This is a genomic window from Streptomyces sp. P9-A4 (assembly GCF_036634195.1).
Lineage (GTDB): Bacteria > Actinomycetota > Actinomycetes > Streptomycetales > Streptomycetaceae > Streptomyces.
The window spans coordinates 575,640-601,327 of sequence record NZ_JAZIFY010000001.1; the positions used below are offsets into that span (position 1 = coordinate 575,640).

The 25,688-nt window shown below is 72.7% G+C and carries 20 protein-coding genes; 5 read left to right on the forward strand and 15 right to left on the reverse strand.

Features of this window, described 5'->3' with window-relative positions; genetic code table 11:
• Nucleotides 1-24: 24 nt before the first annotated feature.
• From V4Y03_RS02530 to V4Y03_RS02545, 4 genes are all read right to left on the reverse strand, one after another.
• Nucleotides 25-906: a carbohydrate ABC transporter permease gene (locus V4Y03_RS02530; protein WP_317873717.1), complete on the reverse strand. Its 882-nt coding sequence runs from the start codon at nucleotides 904-906 to the stop codon at nucleotides 25-27.
• Nucleotides 903-1,853 (reverse strand): carbohydrate ABC transporter permease, encoded by a 951-nt coding sequence (locus tag V4Y03_RS02535; protein ID WP_332433847.1) that lies wholly within the window; start codon nucleotides 1,851-1,853, stop codon nucleotides 903-905. Before V4Y03_RS02535 ends, V4Y03_RS02530 begins: the two co-directional genes overlap by 4 nt.
• A 7-nt stretch (nucleotides 1,854-1,860) precedes the next feature.
• Nucleotides 1,861-3,198: an ABC transporter substrate-binding protein gene (locus tag V4Y03_RS02540; protein WP_332433848.1), complete on the reverse strand. Its 1,338-nt coding sequence runs from the start codon at nucleotides 3,196-3,198 to the stop codon at nucleotides 1,861-1,863.
• A gap of 94 nt (nucleotides 3,199-3,292) precedes the next feature.
• Nucleotides 3,293-4,294 carry a LacI family DNA-binding transcriptional regulator gene (locus tag V4Y03_RS02545; protein WP_332433849.1) on the reverse strand — a complete coding sequence of 334 codons (1,002 nt, stop codon included), beginning with the start codon at nucleotides 4,292-4,294 and terminating at the stop codon, nucleotides 3,293-3,295.
• 203 nt (nucleotides 4,295-4,497) lie between these two features.
• Here V4Y03_RS02545 and V4Y03_RS02550 point away from each other — a divergent pair, with 203 nt between their 5' ends.
• From V4Y03_RS02550 to V4Y03_RS02560, 3 genes are all read left to right on the forward strand, one after another.
• Nucleotides 4,498-5,640 (forward strand): mandelate racemase/muconate lactonizing enzyme family protein, encoded by a 1,143-nt coding sequence (locus V4Y03_RS02550; RefSeq protein ID WP_317873713.1) that lies wholly within the window; start codon nucleotides 4,498-4,500, stop codon nucleotides 5,638-5,640.
• A 60-nt stretch (nucleotides 5,641-5,700) separates the two neighbouring features.
• Complete coding sequence (locus V4Y03_RS02555) at nucleotides 5,701-7,854, forward strand: DUF6351 family protein (RefSeq protein ID WP_317873712.1); 2,154 nt, start codon at nucleotides 5,701-5,703, stop codon at nucleotides 7,852-7,854.
• 95 nt (nucleotides 7,855-7,949) lie between these two features.
• Nucleotides 7,950-8,135, forward strand: coding sequence for a hypothetical protein (locus tag V4Y03_RS02560; protein WP_332437302.1), 186 nt, complete (start codon nucleotides 7,950-7,952; stop codon nucleotides 8,133-8,135).
• Between the two features lie 170 nt (nucleotides 8,136-8,305).
• On the opposite strand, the gene V4Y03_RS02565 is transcribed toward V4Y03_RS02560, so the two are convergent.
• Entirely contained in the window at nucleotides 8,306-9,136 is an 831-nt protein-coding gene (locus tag V4Y03_RS02565) for a hypothetical protein (protein WP_332433850.1), read from the reverse strand.
• Between the two features lie 303 nt (nucleotides 9,137-9,439).
• Here V4Y03_RS02565 and V4Y03_RS02570 point away from each other — a divergent pair, with 303 nt between their 5' ends.
• Nucleotides 9,440-10,807, forward strand: a complete 1,368-nt coding sequence (locus V4Y03_RS02570; RefSeq protein ID WP_332433851.1) for an MFS transporter — start codon at nucleotides 9,440-9,442, stop codon at nucleotides 10,805-10,807.
• 70 nt (nucleotides 10,808-10,877) lie between these two features.
• On the opposite strand, the gene V4Y03_RS02575 is transcribed toward V4Y03_RS02570, so the two are convergent.
• The 6 genes from V4Y03_RS02575 to V4Y03_RS02600 form a co-directional block, all read right to left on the reverse strand.
• Complete coding sequence (locus tag V4Y03_RS02575) at nucleotides 10,878-12,779, reverse strand: helix-turn-helix domain-containing protein (RefSeq protein WP_332433852.1); 1,902 nt, start codon at nucleotides 12,777-12,779, stop codon at nucleotides 10,878-10,880.
• Between the two features lie 104 nt (nucleotides 12,780-12,883).
• A complete protein-coding gene (locus V4Y03_RS02580; protein WP_317877539.1) occupies nucleotides 12,884-13,705 on the reverse strand; it encodes a 3-hydroxybutyrate dehydrogenase in 822 nt (273 codons plus the stop codon).
• Between the two features lie 55 nt (nucleotides 13,706-13,760).
• A complete protein-coding gene (locus V4Y03_RS02585; protein WP_317877538.1) occupies nucleotides 13,761-14,243 on the reverse strand; it encodes an NUDIX hydrolase in 483 nt (160 codons plus the stop codon).
• An 18-nt stretch (nucleotides 14,244-14,261) separates the two neighbouring features.
• Nucleotides 14,262-15,860 carry an apolipoprotein N-acyltransferase gene (gene lnt, locus V4Y03_RS02590; protein ID WP_332433853.1) on the reverse strand — a complete coding sequence of 533 codons (1,599 nt, stop codon included), beginning with the start codon at nucleotides 15,858-15,860 and terminating at the stop codon, nucleotides 14,262-14,264.
• A 151-nt stretch (nucleotides 15,861-16,011) separates the two neighbouring features.
• Nucleotides 16,012-16,578: a hypothetical protein gene (locus V4Y03_RS02595; RefSeq protein ID WP_317877536.1), complete on the reverse strand. Its 567-nt coding sequence runs from the start codon at nucleotides 16,576-16,578 to the stop codon at nucleotides 16,012-16,014.
• 128 nt (nucleotides 16,579-16,706) lie between these two features.
• Nucleotides 16,707-17,501: a glutamate racemase gene (locus V4Y03_RS02600; protein WP_317877535.1), complete on the reverse strand. Its 795-nt coding sequence runs from the start codon at nucleotides 17,499-17,501 to the stop codon at nucleotides 16,707-16,709.
• Between the two features lie 58 nt (nucleotides 17,502-17,559).
• Here V4Y03_RS02600 and V4Y03_RS02605 point away from each other — a divergent pair, with 58 nt between their 5' ends.
• Complete coding sequence (locus tag V4Y03_RS02605; protein ID WP_332433854.1) at nucleotides 17,560-18,792, forward strand: glycosyltransferase; 1,233 nt, start codon at nucleotides 17,560-17,562, stop codon at nucleotides 18,790-18,792.
• Nucleotides 18,793-18,867: 75 nt separating this feature from the next.
• Here V4Y03_RS02605 and V4Y03_RS02610 read toward each other — a convergent pair whose 3' ends face one another.
• The 4 genes from V4Y03_RS02610 to V4Y03_RS02625 all read right to left on the reverse strand — a co-directional run bounded on the left by V4Y03_RS02610 (nucleotide 18,868) and on the right by V4Y03_RS02625 (nucleotide 25,658).
• Nucleotides 18,868-19,551: a 4'-phosphopantetheinyl transferase family protein gene (locus tag V4Y03_RS02610; RefSeq protein WP_332433855.1), complete on the reverse strand. Its 684-nt coding sequence runs from the start codon at nucleotides 19,549-19,551 to the stop codon at nucleotides 18,868-18,870.
• A complete protein-coding gene (locus V4Y03_RS02615; RefSeq protein WP_317879058.1) occupies nucleotides 19,548-20,438 on the reverse strand; it encodes a metallophosphoesterase family protein in 891 nt (296 codons plus the stop codon). The genes V4Y03_RS02610 and V4Y03_RS02615 overlap by 4 nt, the downstream gene beginning before the upstream one ends.
• Before the next feature lie 103 nt (nucleotides 20,439-20,541).
• Nucleotides 20,542-22,113, reverse strand: a complete 1,572-nt coding sequence (locus V4Y03_RS02620) for a lanthionine synthetase C family protein (RefSeq protein WP_332433856.1) — start codon at nucleotides 22,111-22,113, stop codon at nucleotides 20,542-20,544.
• Between the two features lie 95 nt (nucleotides 22,114-22,208).
• Nucleotides 22,209-25,658, reverse strand: a complete 3,450-nt coding sequence (locus V4Y03_RS02625) for a lantibiotic dehydratase (protein ID WP_332433857.1) — start codon at nucleotides 25,656-25,658, stop codon at nucleotides 22,209-22,211.
• Nucleotides 25,659-25,688: the final 30 nt, after the last annotated feature.

The following is a 25,688-nucleotide window of genomic DNA, read 5'->3' on the forward strand; positions in this document are numbered from 1 at the left end:
TGTTGGTCCGGGTGTGGGTGGGGCTCAGCCCTTGACGCCGGTGAAGCCGAGCCCGGCGACGATGTACTTCTGGCAGACGACGAAGACAAGGACCGGCGGGGCCACGGCCAGCACCATCGCGGCGATCAGCTGGTCCTGTGGGGCCTGCGTGGCGAGCTGCGCCAGCGCGACGCTGATCGGCTGCTTCTCGGGGTCGGTGATGGCGACCAGCGGCCAGATGAAGTCCTTCCAGGAGTGCATCACCGCGAGCAGGCTGATCACGGCGAGCACCGGCTTGCTCATCGGCAGCACGATCCTGGTGAGCAGCTGCCGGGTGCTCGCCCCGTCGACCCGTGCCGCGTCGAACAGCTCCCTGGGCAGGGCGTCGAAGAACTGCTTGGCGAGCAGCACCGTGAAGGCGTTCGTGCCGGCCGGCAGCCAGATCGCCCAGTACGTGTCGCCCAGGTTGAGGTGCAGGAACGGCACGTCGATCACGGTCATGAAGAGGCTGACCATGTTCACCGTGTACGGCACGAACATGGTGGCCAGGATCGCCCCGTAGACGACCTTGCCGAACTTCGGCCTGAGCGCGGAGAGCGCGAAACCCGCCGTGGCCGAGACGAAGAGCTGCACGAACCACGATCCGCCGACGACCAGGAAGGTGTTCATCAGATAGCGGCCGACGCTGAGGTCGGTGTACGCGGTGGCGAAGTTGCCGAGGGCCGCGCGGTCCGGCCACAGGGCGAGCGGTTGCGTGGTGAGTTCGGTGGGCGGGGAGACCGCGCCCTTGAGCATCCAGTACAGGGGTCCGATGCCGATGAGCAGCAGCAGGATCAGGGTGAACCCCTGGATGGAACGTACGGCGGCGCGGACGCCGGGCCGTTGCCGGTCGTTCGTCGAGACGAACGTGGTGAGTGCTGTGGTCATGACGTGCTCCAGCTGCGGGTGGCCCGCAGATAGACCGCGGAGAGCAGGGCGAGGGCGAGCACCATCAGGAAGGAGAGGGCGGCTGCCTGGCCGTACTCGCCGTCCTGGAAGGCGTATCGGAAGATCAACAGCAGGACCGTGAGGGTGGCGTTGTCGGGTCCGCCGCCGGTGAAGACGTACGGCTCGGTGAAGACCTGGACCGTGTTGATCAGCTGGACAAGTAGCAACAGGCCGATGACGGAGCGGAGTTGGGGCAACATGACGTGCCAGATGCGGCGCCAGATGCCGGCGCCGTCGACCTCGGCGGCCTCGTAGAGTTCGCCGGGGATGGAGACCATGGCGGCGAGGTAGATGAGGACGGCGCCGCCCATTCCGGCCCAGGTGGCTTCCAGGACGAGCGAGAGCATGGCGCTGTCGGAGGACTCCAGCCAGGGGTACGGGCCGAGGCCGATCTTGCCGAGGATGTTGTTGAAGAGGCCGCTGCCGGGGTCGTAGAACCATTTCCAGAGCAGGATCGCCACGACCGGCGGGATGACGACGGGCAGGTAGACGAGGAAGCGGTAGACGCCGGCGCCGCGTCGCACGGTCGACATGACGGCGGCGAGGACCAGTGGCGCCGGGAAGCCGATCAGCAGGCCGAGGGCCACGAAGAAGAGGGTGTTCCCGACGGCGGTGGCGAGCAGCGGATCGTCGAAGAGCGTACGGAAGTTGTCCAGGCCGACCCAGACGGCCGGCTCCACGAGGTTGGTGCGCTGGAAGCTGAGGAGCAGGCTGCGCACGATCGGCCACCAGGCGAAGAGCCCGAAGACGAGCAGTGCGGGGACGAGGAACAGCCAGGCCGTGAGCTGTTTGCGGGCGCCGGTGCCACGCTTCCGCCGCATCGGCGACTTCGGCACGGGCTCCTTGGACACCGCGGCGGGGCTCCGGGAGGGAGTGAGCAGAGTCATCGGCGGGCTACTTCTGGTCCGCGGCGAGCTGCGCATTGACGTCCTTCTCGGCCGAGGCGAGGAGGGAGTCGATGTCGGCGTCGCGCTTGGTGAGCACGGCCTGGACCACCGGGTCGAGCGCGGTGTACAGCTTCTGCGCCTGGTACGGCGGCTCCGGCTTCAGCTCCAGCGTCGCGAGCCCGTCGATGTACGGCTTGAAGTGGTCCAGCTTCACGTTCACGTACGGCTTGATCGCGGCGTTGATCTCGGTCTGCCGCTTCTGGTCGAAGACCGGCAGGGTCGGTACGCCCACCGCGGACTTCGGGTCGGCCGAGAGCGCCTTGGCCTGGGCGGCGGCGATCTCGGTGCTGTACTGCGGCTTGGCGTAGGCGAAGGTCAGCCACTCGACGGCCGCTGCCGCGTGCTTCTTGTCGGCGGACTTCGGGACCATGTAGACGTCGCCGCCGATGAGGGTCGCGTCGCCGCCGGACTGCGGCATCGGGGCGGCCCCGAAGGCGTCGGGGTTCTCCATGCCGAACTGCATCTTCGCCAGCCGGTACGTCCCCGGGCTGCCCATGAACATGCCGACCTGTCCGGCCGCGAACTGCTTGATCACATCGTTCTGGTTGACCAGCAGCGTCTTGCCGAGCGAGTCGTCCTTCCAGCGCATGTCCTTCAGCAGCCGCAGCGCCTTCTTCGTCGGCTCCCCGGTGAGCGTGGCGGTGTACTTGCCGCCCTCCTGCTTCTGCAGCTCGCCGCCGAAGGCGTACGAGAGCATGGTCAGCTGCCAGCCGCCCTGGTTGTCCTTGGACTCGTGGACGAAGCCCGCCTTTCCGGTCTTCTCGCTGATCCGCTCGGCGGCGGTACGGACCTCCTCCCAGGTGGCCGGCGGCTTGTCGGGGTCGAGGCCGGCCTGCTCGAACAGCTCACGGTTGTAGACCAGGCCCTGGGCGTAGGGGTTCTGCGGCACGCCGTAGACATCGCCGCCGTCGGTGAGCTGCTGGAGCACCTGCGGGTTGAACTCCTTGAAGTGCTGCCACTCCTTGAGCTGACCGGTGATCGGCTGGACCTGCTTCTGCCGGATGAGGCGCTGCGGCTCGGTCAGCGGCACCTTGATGACGTCCTCGACGTTGCCGCCGGAGAGCTTGGCGGAGAAGGTCAGCGGGTCGAAGACCGTGGTGGAGCCCTTGACCTTGATGCCGGGGTGGGCCTTCTCGAAGTCGGCGACCTGCTTCTTGAAGAGGGCGAGGCCCGGCTTGTCGGTGGCCGGGGGCATCCCCTGCACCCGGAGGACGAGATCGCCGGAGGCGTCGGCGCTGGTCGGAGTGAGGGAGGAACAGCCGGCGAGGGTCACGGTCAGGGCCATGGAGCCACATATGGCGGCATAGCGGAAGTTTCTGTGCATGACGGCTCCAAGAAGGGCAGGGGTGAGCTCGGTGCGGTGCTTTGTTCGCTGGGGATCAGTGGGTGGGCGCGGGGCCCGTCGAAGCACGGGGGATCAGGCGGGAGCCGATCTCCACGAAGGGGGACGTGACATCACGTCCCTTTGTGTCACGTCCCGTTGAGCCGGCGATCGTCTCGATCAGGAGGTCTCCCGCACGGGTGGCGATCTCCTCGGGGTCGATCCTGATCGTGGTGAGGCCGGGGGTGGAGACGGAGGCGAGCAGGGTGTCGTCGATGCCGATGACGCTCACGTCGCGGGGCACGCTCATGCCGAGGTTGGCCATCTGGTGCAGCACGCCGAGGGCGACCAGATCGTTGTGGGCGATCACGGCGGTGGCTTCGTGAGCGGCGACCAGGGTGGCGGCGTGCACGCCCGTCTCGAACCTCGGCTCGTACGGGCCGAGTTCGTGCAGCGAGAGGTCGAGCGCCTCGAAGGACTCCTGGATGGACTTGCCGCGGCTCAGTTCGGCACGGGAGGCGTTGACGAAGACGCAGCGCCGGTGACCGTACGCCTTCAGCAGCTCGGCGGCCTGGGCGATCCCGGCGGAGAGTGAGATGCGGACCTCGGGGATGCCGGGGACGTGGCGGTTCACCACCACCAGCGGCATCCGGCCCGCGAGTTCATGGAGGCGATCCTCGGTGAGGGTGGAGGCCCACAGGATCAGGCCGTCGACCCGCTTGGACACGGCCGCGATGACGGCCAGTTCGTCCGCCTCGCGTTCGTCGCTGTCGGCGACCAGGACCGTGTAGCCCAGACGGCGGGCGCGGGCCTGCATCGCCTTGATGATCGGCGGGAAGAACGGGTTGGCGATGTCCGGCACGATCAGGCCGAGGGTTCCGGTGGAGCCGCCGCGCAGCGAACGCGCCGCCGGATTGGCGGAGTAGCCCAGCTCGGCCGCGGCCTCGAGGATGCGCTGCCGGGTCGCCGGCTGCACCTGGTCGGGCGCGGTGAACGCACGGGACACCGTCGAGACGGAGACCCCGGCGGCACTCGCCACCTCCCGGATCGTGACTCCCACGGACGGCCTCCTCGTCGTCTGAAACCTGCTAACGCGGTTGATGCTTGCGAACGTTCCCGGGAAGTGTCAAGACGTGCGACACGACTTGATCGTCGAATAGATCCAGCTCACGCAAGGGTCTTGCGCTGGAGCACGACTGCCCCCAATGATGCGTTCCCGAGAATGATGCTGATGTTGCGGGAACGTTTTCATAGAGGAGCGGAATGAAGATCACCGGCCTGGAAGTGCTGACTCTCCCCGACCACGGCGACAGCATGATGCTGGTGGTGGTCGACACCGACGAGGGCATCCACGGTCTGGGCGAGGTCGGCATCAGATCGCGGCAGCGGGCGGTCGCGGGGGGGCTGGAGCATCTCGCGGAGCTGATCGTCGGCGAGGATCCGCGGCGGATCGAGCATCTGTGGCAGGTGATGTTCCGGCGGGGCTTCTTCCCCGCCGACCGCTTCCTCGGTGCCGCCATCGCGGCGGTCGACGTGGCCCTGTGGGACATCCGCGGCAAGGCGCTCGGCGTACCGGTCCATGAACTTCTCGGCGGCCGGGTACGTGATCACGTCCCGGCCTACGTGCACGTCGGGGACGGTTACCACGACCGTCCGTGGTTCCTGGACCGCTGCCGCGAGTTGGTCGCCGAGGGCTGGCGCCATCTGCGGTTCGCCTCGCCGCACGACGCGGACGACACCCTCGATGCCCGCCGTTGCCTGCGGGACTCGGTGGAACTCTTCCACCAGGTGCGGGACACGGTCGGCGACGAGGTGGAGCTGATCCTCGACGTCCACACGCGGCTTGATCCGCCGGAGGCGCTGACGCTGTGCCGCGAGATCGAGGCGGCCCGCCCGTACTTCGTCGAGGACCCCCTGCGCTGCGAGAACCCGGACAGCTACCGGATGCTGCGGGCGCGTACCGGCGTGCCGCTGGCGGCAGGCGAACAGTACGGTTCCAAATGGGAGTTCAGGACCCTGATCGAGAGCGACCTGATCGACTACGCCCGTGTGGACATCGGGGTGGCCGCGGGCCTGACCGAGGCGAAGAAGATCGCGGCGATGGCGGAGACCCATCACATCAAGCTCGCCACCCACAACCCGCTCGGGCCGGTCACCGCCGCCTCCTCGCTCCAGCTCAACCTGGCCTGCCCGAATGTGGCGATCCAGGAGCACCAGACCGACCCGGATCCGGAGATCGCCGCCCTGTTCACCGCACGGCCGACCATCGTTCCGGGGCGGGTGGAGATGAGCGAACTCCCGGGCATCGGCGTCGACATCGACCGGGAGGCCGCACGCCGCTACCAGGCCACCGCGGCCGAGCGGCCCCATCTGCGCACGGCGGACGGGGCGTTCACCAACTGGTGACCTGCCGTGTCCGGACATCGAGTACGCAATCCCGATCCAGGAAGTGAGGCGAATTCCATCGTGACGTTCACCGCAGCCACGAGGAGACCGGCCCGGCTGGGCCTTGCCGGTCTGGCGATCATGGGCGTACTGGTCGGCGCGACAGCGACGCCGGCCAGCAGCCTGGAAGGCGGGCAGCTCCAGGTGACCGCCCTGTCGTCACGGCCCGGCACGGTGTCGGGCGACGACGCCCTGATACGCGTCGAGGTGCCCGCGTCGACACCGGCCGGCACGGTACGGGTCGAGGTGGGCGGCCGGGATGTGACCTCGGCCTTCCGGCCCTCCGGCGACAACGCGCTGACAGGCCTGGTCAAGGACCTGTCCCAAGGTGACAACCTCCTCACGGCGAGCGCCCCGGGAGCGGAATCCGGGCAACTGACCCTGAAGAACCACCCGGTCACCGGCCCGGTCTTCTCCGGACCGCACGAGCAGCCGTTCGTCTGTGACACCGCCGAGTTCAAGACGATCACCGGCGTCACCCTCGGGCCGCCGCTCGACCAGGACTGCTCGATCAAGACCCGCGTCGACTACATGTACCGCACCACGGCCGGCAAGTTCGTCCCCCTGCCCGACCCGGCCGTACGCCCCGCCGACCTCGCGACCGCCACGACGAGTACCGGCGCGAAGGTCCCGTACATCGTCCGCGTCGAGACCGGCACCATCAACCGCGCCATCTACGAGACGGCCGTACTGCACGATCCGCAGTCCCCCGACCCCGACCCGCTGCAGCGCGGTCCGGGCTGGAACGGGCGCCTGGTGTACGGCTTCGGCGGGGGCTGTTCGGGCGGCTGGTACGTCCAGGGCCGCAACACCGTCGGCATCATGAACGACGCGTATCTGAGCAAGGGGTACGGCGTCGCCTCGTCCTCCCTCAACGTCTTCGGCAACAACTGCAACGACGTCCTGGCCGCCGAGACCATGAGCATGGTCAAGGAACACTTCGTGGAGACGTACGGCGAACCGGCCTTCACCATCGGCAACGGCTGCTCCGGCGGCTCGTACCAGACCCATCAGATCGCCGACAACTACCCGGGGCTGCTCGACGGCATCCTCTCCGGCTGCAGCTTCCCCGACGTCGGCTTCGGGACGGTCCAGACGCTCAGCGACGCACAGCTCCTGAACCACTACTTCACTCAGGTCGCGCCCGACGCGTTCACCCAGGAGCAGCAGCGGGCGGTCTCCGGGTTCGGGAAGTGGGAGAGCATCGGCAGCCTGGCCAGGGCGGCCGGACGGATCGACCCGACGGTGTACTGCCCGGCCCAGCTGCCCGCGGCACAGCGATACGACCCCGCGACCAACCCGGGCGGTGCGCGCTGTGACGTCTACAGCCACACCGTGAACGTGTACGGCAAGGACCCGGAGACCGGGAAGGCGCGCAGGCCGCTGGACAACACGGGGATCCAGTACGGGCTCCAGGCCCTGAACGACGGAACCATCGGCATGGACCAGTTCATCGACCTGAACCGGCGTATCGGCGGACTCGACTCCGACGCCAAGCCGGTCGCTGCGCGTACCGCCGCCGATCTCGCGGCGGTGCGGCTCGCCTATCGCACGGGCCGTCTGCTCAACGGCGGTGGCGGGCTCGCGAACGTGCCGATCATCGACTACCGCGACTACGTGGACGACGCGGCGACCGGTGACATGCACATGCGTTTCCACTCCTTCTCCACCCGGGCACGGCTGGACAAGGCCAACGGCACCCACGCCAACCAGGTCATGCTGACCCGCTCCAGCGGGCACGGGTTCACGCTCGCCGGGATGGTGTCCGACATGGACCGGTGGCTGACCGCGATCAAGGGGGACGCGGGGGACGGCGCCCCCATCGACAAGATCGTCCGGAATCGGCCGGCGGGGCTCACGGATGCCTGCTGGACGCGCGGCATCGGCGCGCAGAAGATCGAGGAGCCGCAGGTGGAGGGCATCGGCAATACGGCGTGCAACACGCTCTACCCGGTGTGGACCTCGCCTCGGATGGTCGCCGGGGCCGATGTGGCCAACGACATCGTGAAGTGCCGTAAGCGGCCCGTGACCCCTGAGGACTATCACGTGCCGGTGACTGACGGGCAGTTGAGCGCACTGAAGGTGATCTTCCCGTACGGCGTCTGCGACTGGTCCGTTCCCGGGGCGGGGCAGCAGGGGCTCGTCGGGACATGGCTCTCCTTCGGCACGGGCTGACCTGAACCGACAGGGGCAGGCGGTCGGGGACCGCGCACGGGAACGGGTGTCATGCACCTTCGCACCAGTAGATCGCCGACCGGTCCGGCGTCGCTGTGCTGTCCGCCCCTGTCGTCCGGTCCACCCTTCCCGCCGTCGGCGCGGCGATCGGGGACATCACCGAACTCTTCCACCGGAAGCTGATCACCGTCGACTGGGAACCGGGCAACACCCCCGCGATGGATTCCCTCACCCACCAGGGAATCCGCCGCGTGGAGGCCGAAGAGGAAGAACACGGCTGAGCCGGACTGCCCGGTGGCCCGCTGCTCTCCTGCCGTGCCCGGCCCACAGTCGTACAATTGAACATGGATCGAGCACGCTCACGTGTGGCGATCCGGAAGGGCGGCCTCGGCGGAGTGAATGCGCTGGGGCCGTTGTGACGACCGCCGCCACGAGGCCCGCGCACCCGCCATCATGGCGCCGCCCGGTGCTGGTGACCCACCTCGCGCGCGAGGTCCAGTCCGAGGACTCGGTCGAGGAAGGCGAACGTCTCGAACTTGGCACCGGCCGGTACGTCGGCGCGCGTCGCCACGTCGGCCAGCGTCTCCAGGACAGCGGGGACGCCGAGATCGTCAGCCAGCACGTCACGGGCGTCTCGCAGCACATCGGCGGGGATTGGCCTGGACGGCTCCTGTGCCCAGTCGGCGACCAGCTGCCGCCAGTCCCTCAGCGCCCGCCGGGCCTCCTCCAGCGCAGTACCGGTGACCGTGACCGGCGTGCGGTAAGGGTGGCCGAGCACCAGCAGCCTCACAGCCAGCGGATCGGTTCCCTCCAGGGTGACGGCGTCCAGGAGACCCGGGGCCAGGAGGTGGGCACGGTCCGCGACGCCCCCCTCCGTGGATGCCGGGCCGACCTCGCCCACCTCGATGCGGACCCCTCCGACCGCGTCCTGTGCGGCGGTCCCGTACGCGCAGACGTGCACGTCGGCAGCGGCGCAGAGGGTTCCGTTCGGACGGTGGACACCGGCGTCGGCGGGCGGGTGGATGCCAAGAGCGGACATGGCACGACCGAGCGCCTCGGCCTGCTCCTGTGGCAGGTCCGGCCCGGTGAGGAACGTGCGGGACTGCAGGCCGTGCAGCTCCGCTGTACGCGCCAGTACGTCACCGACCAGGAGCGCCCGCAGATCCATCAGGCCGATCCCGGCGTCTCCGCCCGGCAGATGGACACAGATGCTCAGCAGATGGCGGCGTACGGAGGGAATCCCCACGAGGTGGCCGGAACGGGTGTCGACGATACGCAGCATGATGTGGAGGCTAGTCGTGGAAACCCCCGGCAACGGGGAGGACCTGACATGGGATTTCAGTCAGCACCAAACCGGCACGGGAGTCAGCGCCGCACCACCAAGACATGCCCGATCAGCACAACCCGGACAGCTCCTCTCCGGGCGCATCGAAGGCCTTCGGCAGGGGCGCGACAGCAGGCCATGGAGGCCGGGCGCACACGGCACACCCGAACTATGGTGTCCCACCACATACGCCCCTGACCTGGCCCTTCCTACGGTGTGGCGACACCGAATCGTCCCCGCACTTGCCTGGAAGTGGTGCACATGGCCGCCGCAACAACCTCCCCCACCCCACCCGGTTCCCTCAAGCGGATCGTCGCCGCCAGCCTCATCGGCACCACCATCGAGTGGTACGACTTCTTTCTGTACGGGTCCGCCGCCGCGCTCGTGTTCAACAAGCTGTTCTTTCCCGACTCCGATCCGCTCGTCGGGACGCTGCTGTCCTTCCTGACGTACGCGGTCGGGTTCGCCGCGCGGCCGCTCGGGGCGCTGGTGTTCGGGCACTACGGGGACCGGCTCGGGCGGAAGAAGCTGCTGGTCCTGAGTCTGCTGATGATGGGCGGGGCGACGTTCGCCATCGGGTTGCTGCCGACGCACGCGACCGTCGGGTCCGCCGCTCCCGTGCTGCTGACCGTGCTGCGGCTGGTGCAGGGCTTCGCGCTCGGCGGTGAGTGGGGCGGGGCCGTACTGCTGGTGTCCGAGCACGGGGACGCCAAGCGGCGCGGCTTCTGGGCCTCGTGGCCGCAGACCGGGGCGCCCGCCGGGCAGTTGCTCGCGACCGGTGTGCTCTCCGCGCTGACCGCGCTGCTCTCGGACGCCTCCTTCGTCTCCTGGGGCTGGCGCGTCCCCTTCCTCCTCTCCGGCGTCCTGGTGATCGTCGGCCTCTGGATCCGGCTCTCCGTCGACGAGTCGCCCGTCTTCAAGGCGGCCCTCGCCGCCGCCGAGCAGCGCACGTCCGATGAGGGCACGGCCGAGAAGATGCCGCTGGTCGCCGTCCTGAAGCACCACTGGCGCGACGTGCTGATCGCGATGGGTGCCCGTATGGCCGAGAACATCTCGTACTACGTGATCACCGCGTTCATCCTCGTCTACGCGACCACCCAGGTCGGCCTGTCCAAGCAGACCGCCCTCAACGCCGTCCTGATCGGCTCCGCCGTTCACTTCGCGGTGATCCCGCTCTGGGGCGCGCTGTCCGACCGGCTCGGCCGCCGCCCCGTCTACCTGATCGGCGCGGTCGGTGTCGGTGCCTGGATGTTCCCGTTCTTCACCCTCATCGACCGGGGCACCTTCGGCAGCCTGCTGCTCGCCGTGACGGTCGGTCTCGTCCTGCACGGGGCGATGTACGCGCCGCAGGCCGCGTTCTTCTCCGAGATGTTCGCGACCCGGATGCGCTACTCCGGGGCCTCCATCGGAGCCCAGTTCTCCTCCGTGGCCGCCGGCGCGCCCGCGCCGCTCATCGCGACCGCGCTCCTCGCCGACTACGGCAGCTCCACCCCGATCGCCCTGTACGTGATCGGCGCCGCGCTGCTCACCGTCGTCGCCATCGCCTGTGCCCGCGAGACCCGTGACCGCGACCTCGGGGAGATCGAGGACCGGACCCCCTCGGACACCAAGGTGGGCGCCGACGTCTGAGCCCGGCACCCGTGACGTACTCGGCCCCGTGCCCCGCTCGCCGACGAGCGGGGCACGGGGCCGTCCGGGGTCAGGTGCCGGTGACCGCGTCCGAGAGGGCGTGCAGACGCAGGGCCAGCTGGATCTCCAGGGCGCGGGCCGGGGACTGCCAGTCGGGGCCGAGGAGCCGGCCGACCCGCTCCAGGCGCTGGGCCACCGTGTTGACGTGGACGTGGAGTTCGTCCTTGGTACGGGCGGGGCTCATGCCGCTGGCGAAGTAGGCGTCCAGGGTGCGGACCAGGTCCGTGCCCCGGCGCAGGTCGTAGGCGACGACCTGGCCCACGGTCCGGTCGACGAAGCCGTCGATGTCCCGGCTGTCCGCCAGGAGGAGTCCGAGGAAGCCCAGGTCCTCCGCCGCGGCGCCCTGGCCCGAGCGGTGCAGGAGCCGCAGCGCGTCCAGGCAGCGGCGGGCCTCCTCGTACGCCCCCGCCACCTGGTCGGGGCGGTCGAGCGGGGCCCGCACCGGGGCGGAGGCGCCGACGGTGACGGGTTCGCGCAGGGTGCCGCCGAGGCTCCGCGCGGTCTGGCGGGCCAGGTCGGCGGCCTTCTCCCCCGGGCCGAGCGGCAGCAGCAGGACCGTCCCGCCGTCGCGCGCCGAGGCGAGTCCGTGGCGGGTGGCGGCCAGGTGGGTGGCCGCCGACCAGAGGCGCTGCCGGTCCGCGCTCTCGCGTCCGCCGGAGTCGGCCGCGTCGGTCTCGGCGGCTCCGCCCGCCCGGTCGATCCGGGCGGCGAGCACGACGTGCGGGGCGGCGCTGTCGGCCCGGAGCCGGGCCGCGCGCTCGCGGAGGAGGCGGCGGTCCCGGTCGGGTGCGTCGAGGAGGTCGTCGAGGAGTTCGCCCCGTACCCGCTGTTCGGCCTCGCCTGCGGAACGGCGGGCGAGCAGCAGCAGTGAGGTGACCAGGGCGGCCCGCTCCAGGGTGCGCTGGTCGACGGGGTCGAGGTCGGGCTGCCCGTGGAGCACCAGGGCGCCCAGGGTCTCGCCGCCGGCGGAGACGGTGGCCACCCAGTCCTCGCCCTCGCGGACCGCGTGGCCGCCCGCCTGGCGTACCGCTCCCGCGCCCTGCTCGGTGAACTCGACGGTGCCGCCGAGGACTTCGGAGACGGCCTCGGCCACGTCGTGGACGCCGCCGCCGTGCAGGACCAGTTCGGAGAGCCGGTCGTGGACCTCGGAGGCCCGCTCGATGACCCCGCTGTGCTCGCGGATGATGTCGTTGGCGCGCTCCAGCTCCGCGAGGGCGGAGCGGGTCTCGGCGAGCAGATTCGCCGTGTCGATGGCGACGGCGGCGTGCGCGGCGAAGGAGCCGAGCAGCGCGACCTGCTCGCGCTCGAAGACCCTGGCCCTGCGGTCGGCGGCGAACAGGACGCCGATCACCTGGCTGCCGAGGCTGAGGGGTACGCCGAGGATGGCGACGAGGCCCTCGTCGCGCACCGCCGCGTCGATGGTGCGGGTGTGCTGGAAGCGCGGGTCCTCGAAGTAGTCGTCGGTGACGTACGGGCGGGCGGTCTGGGCCACGAGGCCGCCGAGGCCCTCGCCCATGCCCAGGCGGACCTGCTGGAAGCGGGCGGAGACCGAGCCCTCGGTGACCCGCATGTACGTGTCGCCGGCGGCCGGGTCGTTGAGGCTGAGATAGGCGACCTCGGTGCCGAGGAGCGCGCGGGCGCGCTGGACGATGGCGCGCAGCACGGCGTCGAGGTCACGGAGTCCCGCGAGGTCGTGGGCGGTGGCGAAGAGCGCGGAGAGCTCCGCCTCGCGCCGTCGCCGCCCCTCCAGCTCGGCCCGGACCCGCAGGGCGAGCTGTTTGGCCTCTTCGAGCCCGGCCAGCGCCTCGGGGCCCGCGCCGCTCGCACGGGCGAGCAGCACGGGCCTGTCGTAGGCCTCCGTCGCCGCTCCCCGCGCGAGGAGTTCCAGGTAGGAGACGTGTTCGTGGGACATGGACACAGGGATACCTGCCGTACGTGTGGTCGCACCACCCCTGTGGACAACCTTCCCGGGGGCCGGCGGCCCGGGCCGGGGCTCCGGGGGCACAGGGGCGGCGCTCAGTGGGCGGTCCAGCCGCCGTCGAGGGCGAGGGAAGTGCCGGTGATGAACGAGGCCTGGGGGGTGCAGAGGTAGAGGACCGCCTCGGCGACCTCCTCGGGCTCGATGAGGCGCTTGAGCGCCGAGTCCTTGAGCATGACCTCGGTGAGGACGCGTTCCGGGGGGATGCCGTGCGCCGCCGCCTGGTCGGCGACCTGCCGTTCGACCAGCGGGGTGCGTACGTAGCCGGGGTTGACACAGTTGGAGGTGACCCCGTGCGGGGCGCCTTCGAGGGCGGCGGTCTTGGAGAGCCCCTCCAGGCCGTGCTTGGCCGACACGTACGCGGATTTGAAGGCGGAGGCCCGCAGCCCGTGGACGGAGGAGAGGTTGACGATCCGGCCCCAGCCCTGCGCGTACATGTGCGGCAGGGCGCCCCGGATGAGCCGGAAGGGCGCTTCCAGCATCACGGTGAGGACGGTGTGGAAGACCTCCGGCGGGAACTCCTCGATGGGCCGGACCAGCTGGAGTCCGGCGTTGTTGACGAGGATGTCGGTGCCCGCCGCGGCGGCTTCCGCGGCGTCCAGGTCGGTGAGGTCGAGCAGGCGGGGTTCGAGGTCGCCCGGGAGCCCGGCGGCCTCCTCGGCCAGGCTCTCCAGGCCCTCGGCCGCCCGGTCGACGGCTCTGACCGTGGCCCCGCAGGCGGCGAGCCGCAGGGCGCAGGCGCGCCCGATGCCGCCGGCCGCGCCGGTGACGAGCGCGGTGCGGCCGGTGAGGTCGAGGACGACGGCACGGGGCAGGGGCTCGGTGGAGCCGGATCCGAGGGCGGTGTTGGGGGCGCTCATGTTCCGCACCCTATGAAGGGGCCTCTCCCTCACCCATGTGTGTCCAGCCCATAGTTCAGTCGGTTGCTGTGGTGCGGAACCATGTGGGTTCGTCGGCGAGTGCCTTCTCGATCCGCAGATACGAGAAACGCTTCATCTCCGGCAGGTCGTCCACGTCGAACCAGCCGACCTCGGTGGACTCCTCGTCGTTGACCCGCGCCTCGCCGCCCACCGCGCGACAGCGGAAGGAGACGTCCAGGAACTGGCACTGGTCGCCGTTGGGGTAGACGACGGGCTTGCGCAGGGTCTCGACGAGCACGATCCGCTCGACCTCGCAGCGCACCGCGGTCTCCTCGAACACCTCGCGGACCGCGCAGTCGGCGGGCTGCTCACCGGGTTCGACGATGCCGCCGATGACCGCCCAGCGGCCGTTGTCGGACCGCCGGCCGAGCAGCACCCGGCCCCGGTCGTCGAAGACGACGGCGCTCACCCCGGGCAGGAAGAGAAGCTGCTGGCCGGCCGTCTCGCGCAGGGCGCGGATGAAGTCAGGGGTAGGCATGGACCCGACCCTAGATCATCAGTTCGCCCGGGACCGGCGGGCTCGTACGGAACGGAGGGCCGACCAGCCGAGGCCGACCGCCGCGAGCGCGACGAGCAGGGCCTCCGGCAGGGTGCCCATCCGGGTCGCCGGGGTCAGCGAGGAGCGCAGCGGCACCTTCTCGACCAGGACGTCCGGGGTGAACATCTTCGTCTGCGCGACGATCTCGCCGTCGGGGCGGATGACCGCGCTGACCCCGCTGGTGACGGGGACGACGACCGACCGGCTGTGCTCGACCGCCCGCACCCGGGACATCGCGAGCTGCTGGTAGGTCATCTCGCTGCGGCCGAAGGTGGCGTTGTTGCTGGGCACGGAGATGAGCTGGGCGCCGTGGGTGACGGTGTCGCGGACCGCCCAGTCGAAGGCGGCCTCGTAGCAGGTGGCGAGCCCGACCTTGGTGCCGGCCAGGTCGAAGACGCCGACCTTCGTACCGGCGCCGAAGTCTCGGCTGACCCGGTCGACGTTGCTGTTGAAGAGGCGGACGAAGGAGCGCATCGGGATGTACTCGCCGAAGGGCTGGACGTGCCGCTTGTCGTAGGTGGCGACCGGTCCGCGCCGCGGGTCCCACTCGATGAGGGTGTTGCGGAGCTTGCCGGTCTCGGGCGTCACGACCGCGCCGATCACGGTCGGTACGCCGATGGCGCGGACGGCGCCGTCGATGACGTCGGCCGCGTCGGCGTTCGCGTAGGGGTCGATGTCCGAGGAGTTCTCGGGCCAGAGCACGAAGTCGGGCTGCGGGGCGCGGCCCGCCTTGACGTCGGCGGCGAGTTCGCGGGTGCGGGCGACGTGGTTGTCGAGGACGGCCCGGCGCTGGGAGTTGAAGTCCAGGCCGAGGCGGGGCACGTTGCCCTGGACGGCGGCGACGGTCGCGGTGCCGTCCTCGGCCGAGTCGTCGACGAGCGGGAGCGCCGCGAGGGCGCCGGTGACCGGGAGGAGCACGGAGAGCGCGGCGGCGGCGAGCGGGCCGCGCGGGACGGTGCCGGTGGCGCGGTAGACCCGGACCCGGCGGTACACCTCGTACAGACCGAAGCCGCAGAGGGCGACGGCGAAGCCGAGCACGGGGGTGCCGCCGACGGCCGCGAGCGGCAGGAAGACGCCGTCGGCCTGTCCGAAGGCGATCTTGCCCCAGGGGAAGCCGCCGAAGGGCACGCGCGCGCGTGCCGCCTCCGCGAGGATCCACACCCCGGCGGCGAAGAACGGCCACCACGGGAGCCGGGACACGGCGGCGATGCCGAGTCCCGCCGCGGCCACGAACAGTGCCTCGACGGCGGCGAGCGCGAGCCAGGGGCCGGCCCCGACCTCTTCACCGGTCCAGACGAGGAGGGGAAGCAGGAAGCCGAGCCCGGCGAGGTATCCGAGGCCGAACCCGGCGCGGAGCCGGCGGCCCCGCAGGGTCCAGCCGAGCAGGGCGAAGGCGGGCAGCGCGAGCCACCAAAGGGGGCGCGGCGGGAAGCTCAGGTAGAGCAGGAACCCGGACAGCAGGGCCGTCCCGGGTCGCACGAACCGCAGCAGCCGGGAACCCGGCGTGGGTGCGGTGTCGGCTCCGGACACGTCGACGGGGGTGATGGTGGCGCTCACCTTGCGGAGTCTACGGGTCGCCCCTGTGGGCGCGGAGGCCGGTGCGACGGGGGTACGGGAACTGGGGTGGCCCCCCGGTCGAAGCGGATGACCTGCCCGGCCCCCGCCCGTGCGCCCGGGGGCGCGTGTCCCGCGCGGCGTTTCCGGGGGCTCACGCCCCGGTCGGTGTGGGCGGTCCGGGCGGGACCGGGTGGGCGAGGCGGTCCCGGATGACCCGTACCGCGGATTCCGCGTCGTCGACGGTCACCGTGAACGTACGCCCGTCGCCGAGGCGCAGGACCAGGCCCTCGCCCCTGCGGACGACCACCGCCGTACCCATCTCGGGGCGCCAGCGGTAGCCCCAGCCGCCCCAGTGGCGCGGGGTGACGCTCGGCTCGAAGTCGGCGCCGACGACATGGGAGAGGGGGATGCGGCGGCGCGGCACACCGATGTGGCCGCAGCGGACCTCCATCGCGCGGTCGTCGACCTTCACGGCCACGTGGACGAAGGCAAGCGTGCCGAAGAGGACGAGGAGTCCGGCGGCGACGCAGCCGATCACGGCCATGAGGAGGGGTGCGATGCCGGAGGTCCAGGCCGATTCGACGGCGAGGGTGATGCCGAGGGCCATGCAGGCGGCGCCGGCGGCGGCCGCGACCCACTGGAAGCGGTTGGTGGCGCGGCCGGTCCAGACGGCGGGGGTCCGCTCGTCGGCACGCGGTTTCCGGGCATGCTGCCTCATACCGGGAAGAATACCCAGGATCGCCCCGCGCAGCGCGCCGGAGCGAAGCGGTCCGCTCACGCTCGGTGAGCACGGGTGGAGGGTGTACGGGGAGGGCGGGCGGCCTCGTGACGGTCGGGGGGCGACGCTCAGTGCGCGGCCGCCACCGTCCCGAGGGTGCGGCCTTCGGCGTAGCCGAGGGCGGTGGCGGGGAGCGTGCCGGGGCGCCCGCTGAGCAGGACGGAGAGGGTGCCGGTGGGGTCCGCGTCGGGGGCGGGTTCGGAGCCGACCCGGCGCAGCGCCTGGGCGGCGACGGCGTCGGCGGAGCCGTGGAAGACGAGCGGGGGCAGTCCGGCGCGGCCACGGGCTTCGAGGGCGGCGAGGATGCGCTCCTCGACCAGTTCGTAGTGGGTGCAGCCGAGGACGACGGTGTGGACGTCGCGGGGGGTGAGCGCCGCGGCGGCGGCGACCGCGCGGTCCACGGCCTCGGGGTCGGCGTGCTCCACGGCGTCGGCGAGTCCGGGGCAGGGCACCTCGGTGACCTCGGCGCCGTCGGCGAAGTCGCGGATGAGCCCTCGCTGGTAGGCGCTGCCGGTGGTGGCCGGGGTGGCCCAGATGGCGACCTTGCCGCCACCGGCGGCGGCGGGCTTGATCGCGGGCACGGTGCCGATGACGGCGATGTGCGGTTCGAGGGCGGCACGGATGGCGGGCAGGGCGTGCACGGTGGCGGTGTTGCAGGCCACGATCAGCGCCTGCGGGTCGTGCTCGGCCGCGGCGAGCGCGACGGCGAGGGCGCGTCCGGTGAGGTCCTCGGGGGTACGAGGGCCCCACGGCATGCCGTCGGGGTCGTTGGAGAGCAGCAGATCGGCGTCGGGCCGGAGGCGCCGCACCGCGGCCGCTGCCGGGAGCAGGCCGATTCCGGAGTCCATGAGCGCGATCTTCACCCGGTCACCCTAGCTGATGAGCCTCATATCCCCCGCGATCTGGGGCAGACTGCCGCGAATGAGCACCCTCGCCTGGTTCGCGCTCGCTTCCCTGGCCGTCTGGGTCTGGCTGCTGCTGGGCCAGGGGTTCTTCTGGCGTACGGACCAACGCCTGCCATCGGCGGCTCGCGGGCCCGCGAGCGGGTCGGGCTCGGGCGGGGACGCACGCGGGTCGGTCTCGCGCGGGGACGCGGACCGGTGGCCGCGTGTGGCCGTCGTCGTACCGGCCCGGGACGAGGCCGGGGTGCTGCCGCTGAGTCTGCCGTCACTGCTCGCACAGGACTATCCGGGCGTCGCGGAGGTGGTCCTCGTGGACGACGGGAGTGCGGACGGGACGGGGGCGCTCGCGGTCGAGCTGGCCCGCCGGTGCGGCGGGCTGCCCCTGACGGTGGTGTCGCCCGGTGAACCCGAGCCGGGCTGGACGGGCAAGCTGTGGGCGCTGCGGCACGGCATGGCGCTGGCACGCGCGCGTGGGCCGGAGTTCCTGCTCCTGACGGACGCGGACATCGCGCACGAGCCGGACAGCCTGCGGCTGCTCGTGGCGGCGGCGGTGGGGCACGAACTGGACCTGGTGTCGCAGATGGCCAGGCTCCGGGTCGTGAGCCCGTGGGAGCGGCTGGTGGTGCCGGCGTTCGTCTACTTCTTCGCCCAGCTCTATCCCTTCCGGTGGATCAACCGGAAGCGCCCGCTGGCGACGGCGGCGGCAGGTGGCTGCGTGCTGCTGCGGACGGAGACCGCGGTGGCGGCGGGCGTTCCGGAGGTGATCCGGCAGGCGGTGATCGACGACGTGTCGCTGGCGCGGGCGGTGCGGCGGTCGGGCGGCCGGATCTGGCTGGGTCTCGCGGACCGGGTCGACAGCGTGCGCCCGTATCCGGGGCTCGGCGAGCTGTGGCGGATGGTGACGCGCAGCGCGTACGCGCAGTTGCGGCACAACCCGCTGCTGCTCCTGGGGACGGTGGCGGGTCTGGTGCTGGTGTACCTGGTGCCGCCGGTGGCCCTGGTGGCGGGGCTGGCGGGCGGGGACGGGGTGGCGGCGTGGGCCGGTGGCGCGGCCTGGGCGGTCATGGCGGGGACGTATCTGCCGATGCTCCGCTACTACCGGCAGCCGTCGTGGCTCGCACCGCTGCTGCCGTTCACCGCGTTCCTGTATCTCCTGATGACGGTGGACTCGGCGGTGCGGCACTACCGGGGTGTCGGTGCGGCGTGGAAGGGCCGGACGTACGCGCGCCCGGAGGCGTCTCCGGAGAGATGACCGGCCCGGCCCGGCGACCCGTCCGGCCTCCGTGTCCTGCGCCCGCCCTGCGTCCGTCCTGGCCCCACGTACGGATCAGACGACCGTGATCGCGGTGAGCAGGAGTCCGCGCTCGGCGAGCCAGCGCCCTTCGAGCCGGGCCGGCAGGTCCCGGCCCGGCGGGGCGAGGGGCAGGATGCGGGCCGTGAAGGCGCCGCGGAGGCGGCTGCCGCTGTCGTCCGTGCCCTCGTCCAGGGTGAAGGTGAGGGCCGCGTCCTCGAAGCGCAGGCGCTGACCGGTCCAGGGGTACCAGGACTTGTACACGGCCTCCTTCGCGCTGAACAGCAGCCGGTCCCAGCGGACTTCCGGCTCCGCCCGCGCCAGCTCGCGCAGATGCCGCTGCTCGCCGGGCAGGGCGATGGCCCCGAGGACGCCGTCGGGCACGGGTTCGTTCGGTTCGGCGTCGATGCCGAGGGCGGCGACGCCGGGCGAGCGGGCGGCGACCGCCGCGCGGAAGCCCGCGCAGTGGGTGATGCTGCCGAGGGTGCCCTCGGGCCAGACCGGTGCGCCGTGCGGGCCGGGGAGCAGCGGCGCGGCGGGCGCGCCCAGGGCCGCCAGGGCCTGCCGGGCGCACCGGCGGGCGGTGGTGAACTCGCGGCGCCGGGTGTCCACGGCCTTCGCTATCAGCGCGGACTCCTCCGGGTGGAGGTCGCCGGGCTCGGCGATGTCCTCGAAGGCGTCCACGGCGACGACGCTCTCCGGCACGAGGCGTTCGATCACTTGCGCTCCCCGGGCTTGCGTTCCCCGTGCTCGCGTTCCCCGTGCTCGCGCTCCTCGGGGAGGATCCGGCGGAGGCCGACCTCCGGGTGGCGCGGCCGGCTCCACTCGCGCGGGTAGCCGACCGACACCTCCTCGAAGCGCACCCCGTCGTGCCAGGTCGTCCGGGGGATGTGCAGATGGCCGTAGACGACCGCGCGGGCCCGGAAGCGGAGGTGCCAGTCCGCGGTCCGTTCCGTGCCGCACCACTGCGCGAAGTCGGGGTGGCGCAGGATCCGGGTGGGTTCGCGGACGAGCGGGTAGTGGTTGACGAGCACCGTCGGCAGCTCCGGGTCGACGGCCGCGAGGCGCTTCTCGGTCAGCGCGACGCGGGCCTCGCACCAGGCCTCGCGGCTCGGGTACGGGTCGGGGTGGAGGAAGAACTCGTCGGTGCAGACGATGCCGTTCTCCTCGGCGCGGGCGAGGGACTCCTCCTTGGTGGTGACGCCGGGCACGCGGAACGAGTAGTCGTACAGCACGAAGAGCGGCGCGACCGTGACCGGGCCGCCCACGCCGCGCCACACGGGGTACGGGTCCTCGGGCGTCAGGACGCCTAGGCGGCGGCACAGGGCGACCAGGTGCTCGTACCGCTCCTGGCCCCGCAGTTGGACCCGGTCCTCCTTCGGCGTCCACAGTTCGTGGTTGCCGGGTGTCCACACCACCTGGGCGAAGCGCTCGCTCAGCAGGGACAGGGCCCACTCGATGTCCTCGGACAGCTCGCCGACGTCTCCGGCTACGAGCAGCCAGTCGTCGTCCGTCGTGGGGCGCAGCGACTCCACGATCGCCCGGTTCTGCCGGTAGGCGACGTGCAGGTCGCTGATGGCCAGCAGGCGGCCCTTGCTCTCGGTCATGCCGTCGTTCCTGTCGTCGGTCGGTTCCGGTGCGGCCCGAGGCCTGGCCGGACGGGCGTGGCCGGAAGGGCCCGGCCGGACGGCGGTGCACACGCGGTGGTCATCACGAGGTCAGGAAGACCGCGTCCCAGTCCGTGGGGAGCCCGTCGGCGGCCCCGGCCGGGGCGGTCGGGTCCGTGGCGGCCCCATCCGTGGTGACCCCGTCCACGGTGGCCGGGGCCCTCGGCCTTTGGGCCCGCGCCGCCTCCGCGTAGCCGAGGAGGGTCAGGGCGACGCCGGCGGCGCCGTCGATGAGCGACGGGCTCTCCAGGACGACCGTACCTCCGGGAGTCCGTACCAACTGGCGGTATCCGAAGGCGGATTCGGTGTCGTGGAGGGAGACCAGCGCGTCCGCGAGGCGGTCGGAGCCGCGCCAGAGCGCCGGCTCGCCGGTGCGTTCGGCGAGCCGGACGGCGGCGTGCAGGACGCCTGCGAGGCCGTGGCAGAAACCCGGGTCGTCGCCGCCGAGTTCGGCGAGCGGCCGGGCGAGGAGGGCGGTCATCGCGTCGACGGCCAGGCGGGAGACCGCGGGGTCGCCCAGCTCCGTGCCGGCCAGGTGGAGCGCGCCGGCGATGCCGGCGGTGCCGTAGCACCACCCGGCCCGCGTCGTCGCGCCCCGGGCGGGCGGCGCGGCGCCGGTCTCCTCGTCGAAGGCGACCCGGCCGGGCCACGCGACCGCGCCGTGCCCGTCCTCGTACGCGTGACCGCCCACCCAGTCGGTGATCCGCCGGAGCGCGTCGGGGGTGCCCGGCACGCCGTGGCCGGCCCGGTGGGCCAGTGACAGGAGGGCGAGCGGGCCGCAGACGCCGTGGGCGGCGCCCGCGTTGAAGTCGCCGCGCGGGTAGGCGGCCCGGTCGCGGGGCACCGCGTAGCGCTCGGGGGCGCACCACCAGCCCGGGACCTCGATGCCGTCGACCCGCCGCGGCTCGGTGAGCGCGACGAGCAGGGCGAGGACGTCCTCCAGGGCCTCGGCGGCCCGCTCGTCGCCCCGGACGGCCGCCGCGAGGAGCACCCTGCCCTGGCCGGTGAGACCCGCGACGACGTCGTAGTCGAGGTACGAGAGCCCGGTGTCCCGGCGCTCGCGCAGCGCGGCGGCCCGGGCCCGGGCGTGCCCGGCGAGCACGCCGGTGCCGCGTTCGAGCAGCCGGGTGTAGCCGCCGGTGGACTCGGCGCCGAGCAGCGCGGGCAGCAAGAGGTTCCCGACGGCCGCGGGTCCCTCACGCGGGGCGAGCGCGGTGGCGGCGGCGAGATGCGCGTGCGCGGGCGCGCGCCACGCGTCGTCGTGCCGCGCGCAACGGTCGTGCAGCAGACCGACGCCGGGATGCCCGAGCAGCACGGAGGCCGGCTGCCACCCGGGCAGCATCAACTCCCCCGGCACCCCGGCGAACTCCTCTGCGGTGACCCCGGCGACCCGCTCGGGATCGCGGAGCCGCTCGGCGACGTCGAGGGCGACGCGGAGTGCGGAGTCGCGTGAGTTTGGGCGGTGAGTGGGATTGGCGGCGGGGTCGGGGCTGGGGGCCGGAGTACGGGCCGGGGTCGGGGGCGGGGCCGGGGCCGGGGGCGAGGCCGAGGCCGGAGTCGGGGGCGAGGGCGAGGGCGAGGGCGAGGACAGGGTCGAGGCCGGTGCGGAGGCCAAGACCTGGCCTGGGGCCGAAGCCGAAGCCGGGGCCGGGGCCGGGGCCGAAGCCGGAGCCGGGGCTTTCTCGTTCCGGTTGTCTCGGTGGGCTTGGGTCATCGGTTGTGCCTCATCCTGCTGAGGGCGAGGGCCAGGCCTTCGCGGGCCGTCACGTGTGCGAGGACCTCCTCCTCGCGGCGGGGGCCGATCAACCGGTTGCAGTGCATGTGCGCGAGGCTCAGCGCGACCGGGGCCCTGCGGTACGGGGCGAGGGCGGCGCGCAGGGCCGTCAGCGTCTCGGCGAGGGCGGCGCGCGGCGCGGAACCGGCGGCGCCGGAGAAGAGGCCGGCGACGGCCTCCTTCGTGGCGCGGGCTACCTCCGAGCGCCGGGCCAGGAAGCGGGGGTCGCCGAGCCAGTCGAGGGCCTCCTCCGGGCTGCCGAGCCCGGTGAGGAGGTCGAGGATGCCGAGCGCGGCCCGCTTGACCACCGGCAGCCCGCCGCCGTCGCCGCCACCCGCCAGCTGCGCCAGCACGCCCGCGCTGTCCGCGTGGAAGACCCGTTCGGCGTGGCCGAGCGCCGCCGGGCCTCCGTACCGCTCCGTCTCGGGGTCGTACGTGTCGAGCACCAGCCGGTCCGTCAGGCCGACGTCCCGCAGCTCCTCCGCCCACTCCCGTACGGCCGGCAGCAGCACCGGCCACAGGGTCTCCGGCTTGCCCCGGAAGCGCAGGCGCAGATGCGGATCGGGGTCCGCGTAGCGGAGGAAGAACCAGCCTTCGGGCCCGGCGGCGCGCACCGCGTCCGAGTCGACGAGCCGGCTCAGGTGCCGGGAGAGGACCTGGTCCTGGAGGCCTTCGGGGACGTACACCTTGGCGTACAGCCACTCGCCGCCGGGCAGCACGGCCCGCCGACCGGCGTGCGCCTGCGCGGCGGCTGGCGGCACGGCCGGGGCAGCCGCGGCGCGGGGCCGGCGGGCGAAGAGCGGGACGACCAGTTCGCAGGCGTGCGGGCCGTCGGGCCCGGCGAACCAGCCCGTGCCGTCCGGGCCGCCGTACCACTCGTTGATCACCAGGCCCCTCGGCCGCTTCACCTCGTCGTGCAGGACGAGCAGATGGCGCGGGTCGTCGAGGTCGACCGTGACCCGGTTGTCCGCCCGCGCGAGCAGCACGTACCGGGGTACCCCGAGGCGCAGTCGCCACCCGGCGACGGCCTCGCGCCAGCCCGGGCCCGTGCCGTCGGTACGGGCGGCGGCGTCCTCGCGCAGCGCGCTGTCCGGGAGCCAGCGGGCGGGCGCGAGCACGGTGCGGCCCAGCCGGACCCGGGGCAGGGCCGGGGCGGCGGCCCAGGAGCCCCAGTTCCAGGGGGCGCACCAGTCGTGGCCCTCGTAGCCGAGTTCGAGCAGGAAGCGTGCCACGTACGGCAGATGACCGCTGCCGGGATTGAGCATCGAGTGCGACACCGGGCGCACCGCCCGGCCCGTCGGCGTGTGGACGATCCACATCCGGTTCAGGTCGGCGTGGACGGCAAGGTCCTCGGGGCGCAGGTCCGTGGTGTCGTCGCGGGCGGCGGAGGCCGGGACGCCGAGCGGGATGCGGTACGGGAGCAACGGGGGCACGGTGGCGACGTTCGCGGAACGGGCGACGCGGGGCCGGTACGCGACGGTGGCGACCAGTTCGCCCGTCGGGGCGCGGGGCACATCCGCCGAGGGAGGCCGCACCGGGTCCACCGCCGGGTCCTCGGCGGACCGGCTCTCCGCGTCCACCGCGGACCCACCCACCGAGTCCAGAGCGGACCGGCCCGCCTCACCATCTGCGGAACTCCCCGCCGGATCCCCCGCGGACCGGCCCGCCGAGTCCACGTCGGGCCGCCCTGTCTCACCCTCCGCCGACCGCCCCGCCTCGCCCCCCGCCGACCGGCCCGCCCCGTCCCCCGCCGACTGCCCCGCCAGCCCCTCCGCCCGCGCGACGATCGCCGCGAGTGCCGCGCCGCCGTCGGCCAGGACCGGTGCGAAGCGGCCGAACGTGGCGCCCGCTCGGGGCGAGCCGGGGTTCGCGCCCAGGACCAGGTGGAAGTCGCCGGCGAGCAGGGCCTCCCAGCTCCGGGCGGCGAGTTCGGCGCCCAGTTCGAGCGAGGTCGGCACTCCGCGCTCCGGGGCGCTGCCCTCCGTCGACTCGCCCAGCGCCTCCAGTGTCGTGTCGTCGAGGACGATCTCGGCGGGGCTGTCCCCGCCCCCGTCCGGGCTCCGCAGGGCCGCCTGCAACAGCTCTCCGAGGAACTGGTCGCGGCGGCGGCCGTCCGCCGAGGGGGACGTCGGCTCGGCCGGTGTGCCGTCCGCGCCCGCGCCGCTCCGGTAGGACTCGGGGAGGCCGAGGCCGCGCGCCTCGTCGAGGAGTTCGAGCAGCGGCACGGCCCGCTCGGTGCCGTACCGCTCCAGGAAGGCCAGGTGGTACGCGCGCAGGTGCGGCATGCCCGGGCGGGTGGCCGTGGTCCGCCAGAGGGCGGCGGCTGCCCGCTCGGCCTGCCGGCCGACCTCGGCCGGCAGGACGAGCCGCGCGTCGAGCCGCAGGTCCGACTGGATCAGGTCGTCGGCCTCGCGCAGCGCCCGCATCCGGGCGGTGACCTCGGCGAGCGCCGGGCCACGCCCGGCGGGCGGTGCCGTGTCCAGGGCGGCGAGCCCGGCACGTATCCCGGCGAGGGCCCGGGGCAACGGGTGGGCGACGCCCGCGAGACGGTCGAGGACGTGGTCGAGCGGGGCCGTGTGGTCGGGCGGCGGCATCAGGTCGCTCAACAGGAAGCCACCGCCCACCAGTTGCGCCACCGTCCGCTCGACGGTCGCCGCCGGGGCCTGCGGGAAGCTCTCGGCGAGTCCGGCGACCAGCTCGGGCCAGGCGACCGGCTCGGCGGCGCGCTCCAGGACATGGGCGACGACCGCGCTGGACCGCACGGAGTGCGCCAACTGGTGCTTCCCGCCGGGATCGTGGTGGTCGACGAGGACCACGCGGCCGTCGCGTACGGTGCGCAGCGGGTTGGCGGTCAGGGCGGCGCGCTCGCGCAGTCCCGGGGTCGTGACGACCTCGTCGGCGAGCAGGCCGTGCAGCCAGGCCGCGTCGGGCCGGCTCGCGCTCCGGTGCGCGTCGCCCACCTCCCGTACGACGTCGGTACCGGTGCCGATGTCGGTACCGGCGAGCGCGACGCCCGCGAAGTGGCCGAAGGGGGTGGCCCGGAAGGTGGCACGGAGGCGGTACTTGGTGAGCGAGACGACCGTACGTACGAGTCGCCTGCGCTTGGTCGGGGCCCCGGCCCGTACCTTCTCGGCCTCGTCGGCCAGGCTCGGGCTGGCGAGCCGTACCGCCGCGAGGAAGACCGGGTCGCCCGCGAGCCGCACGACCTCGGCCCGCAGCTCCTCGTCGGAGGCGAAGTCGAGGTCGACGGCGCCGCAAGCGGGGGGCGCGCCGTCGGCGGGTGGCACGGGGCGGGCGGCGGCGCGCAGCAGCACCGTCCCGGCGGCGTCGAAGATCTCGCTGTCCGTCACGTGTCCGTCCCCGGTCCGTTCTGTGCGTGCGTACATGTGTACGTGCGTACGTGGTGGCAGTGGCAT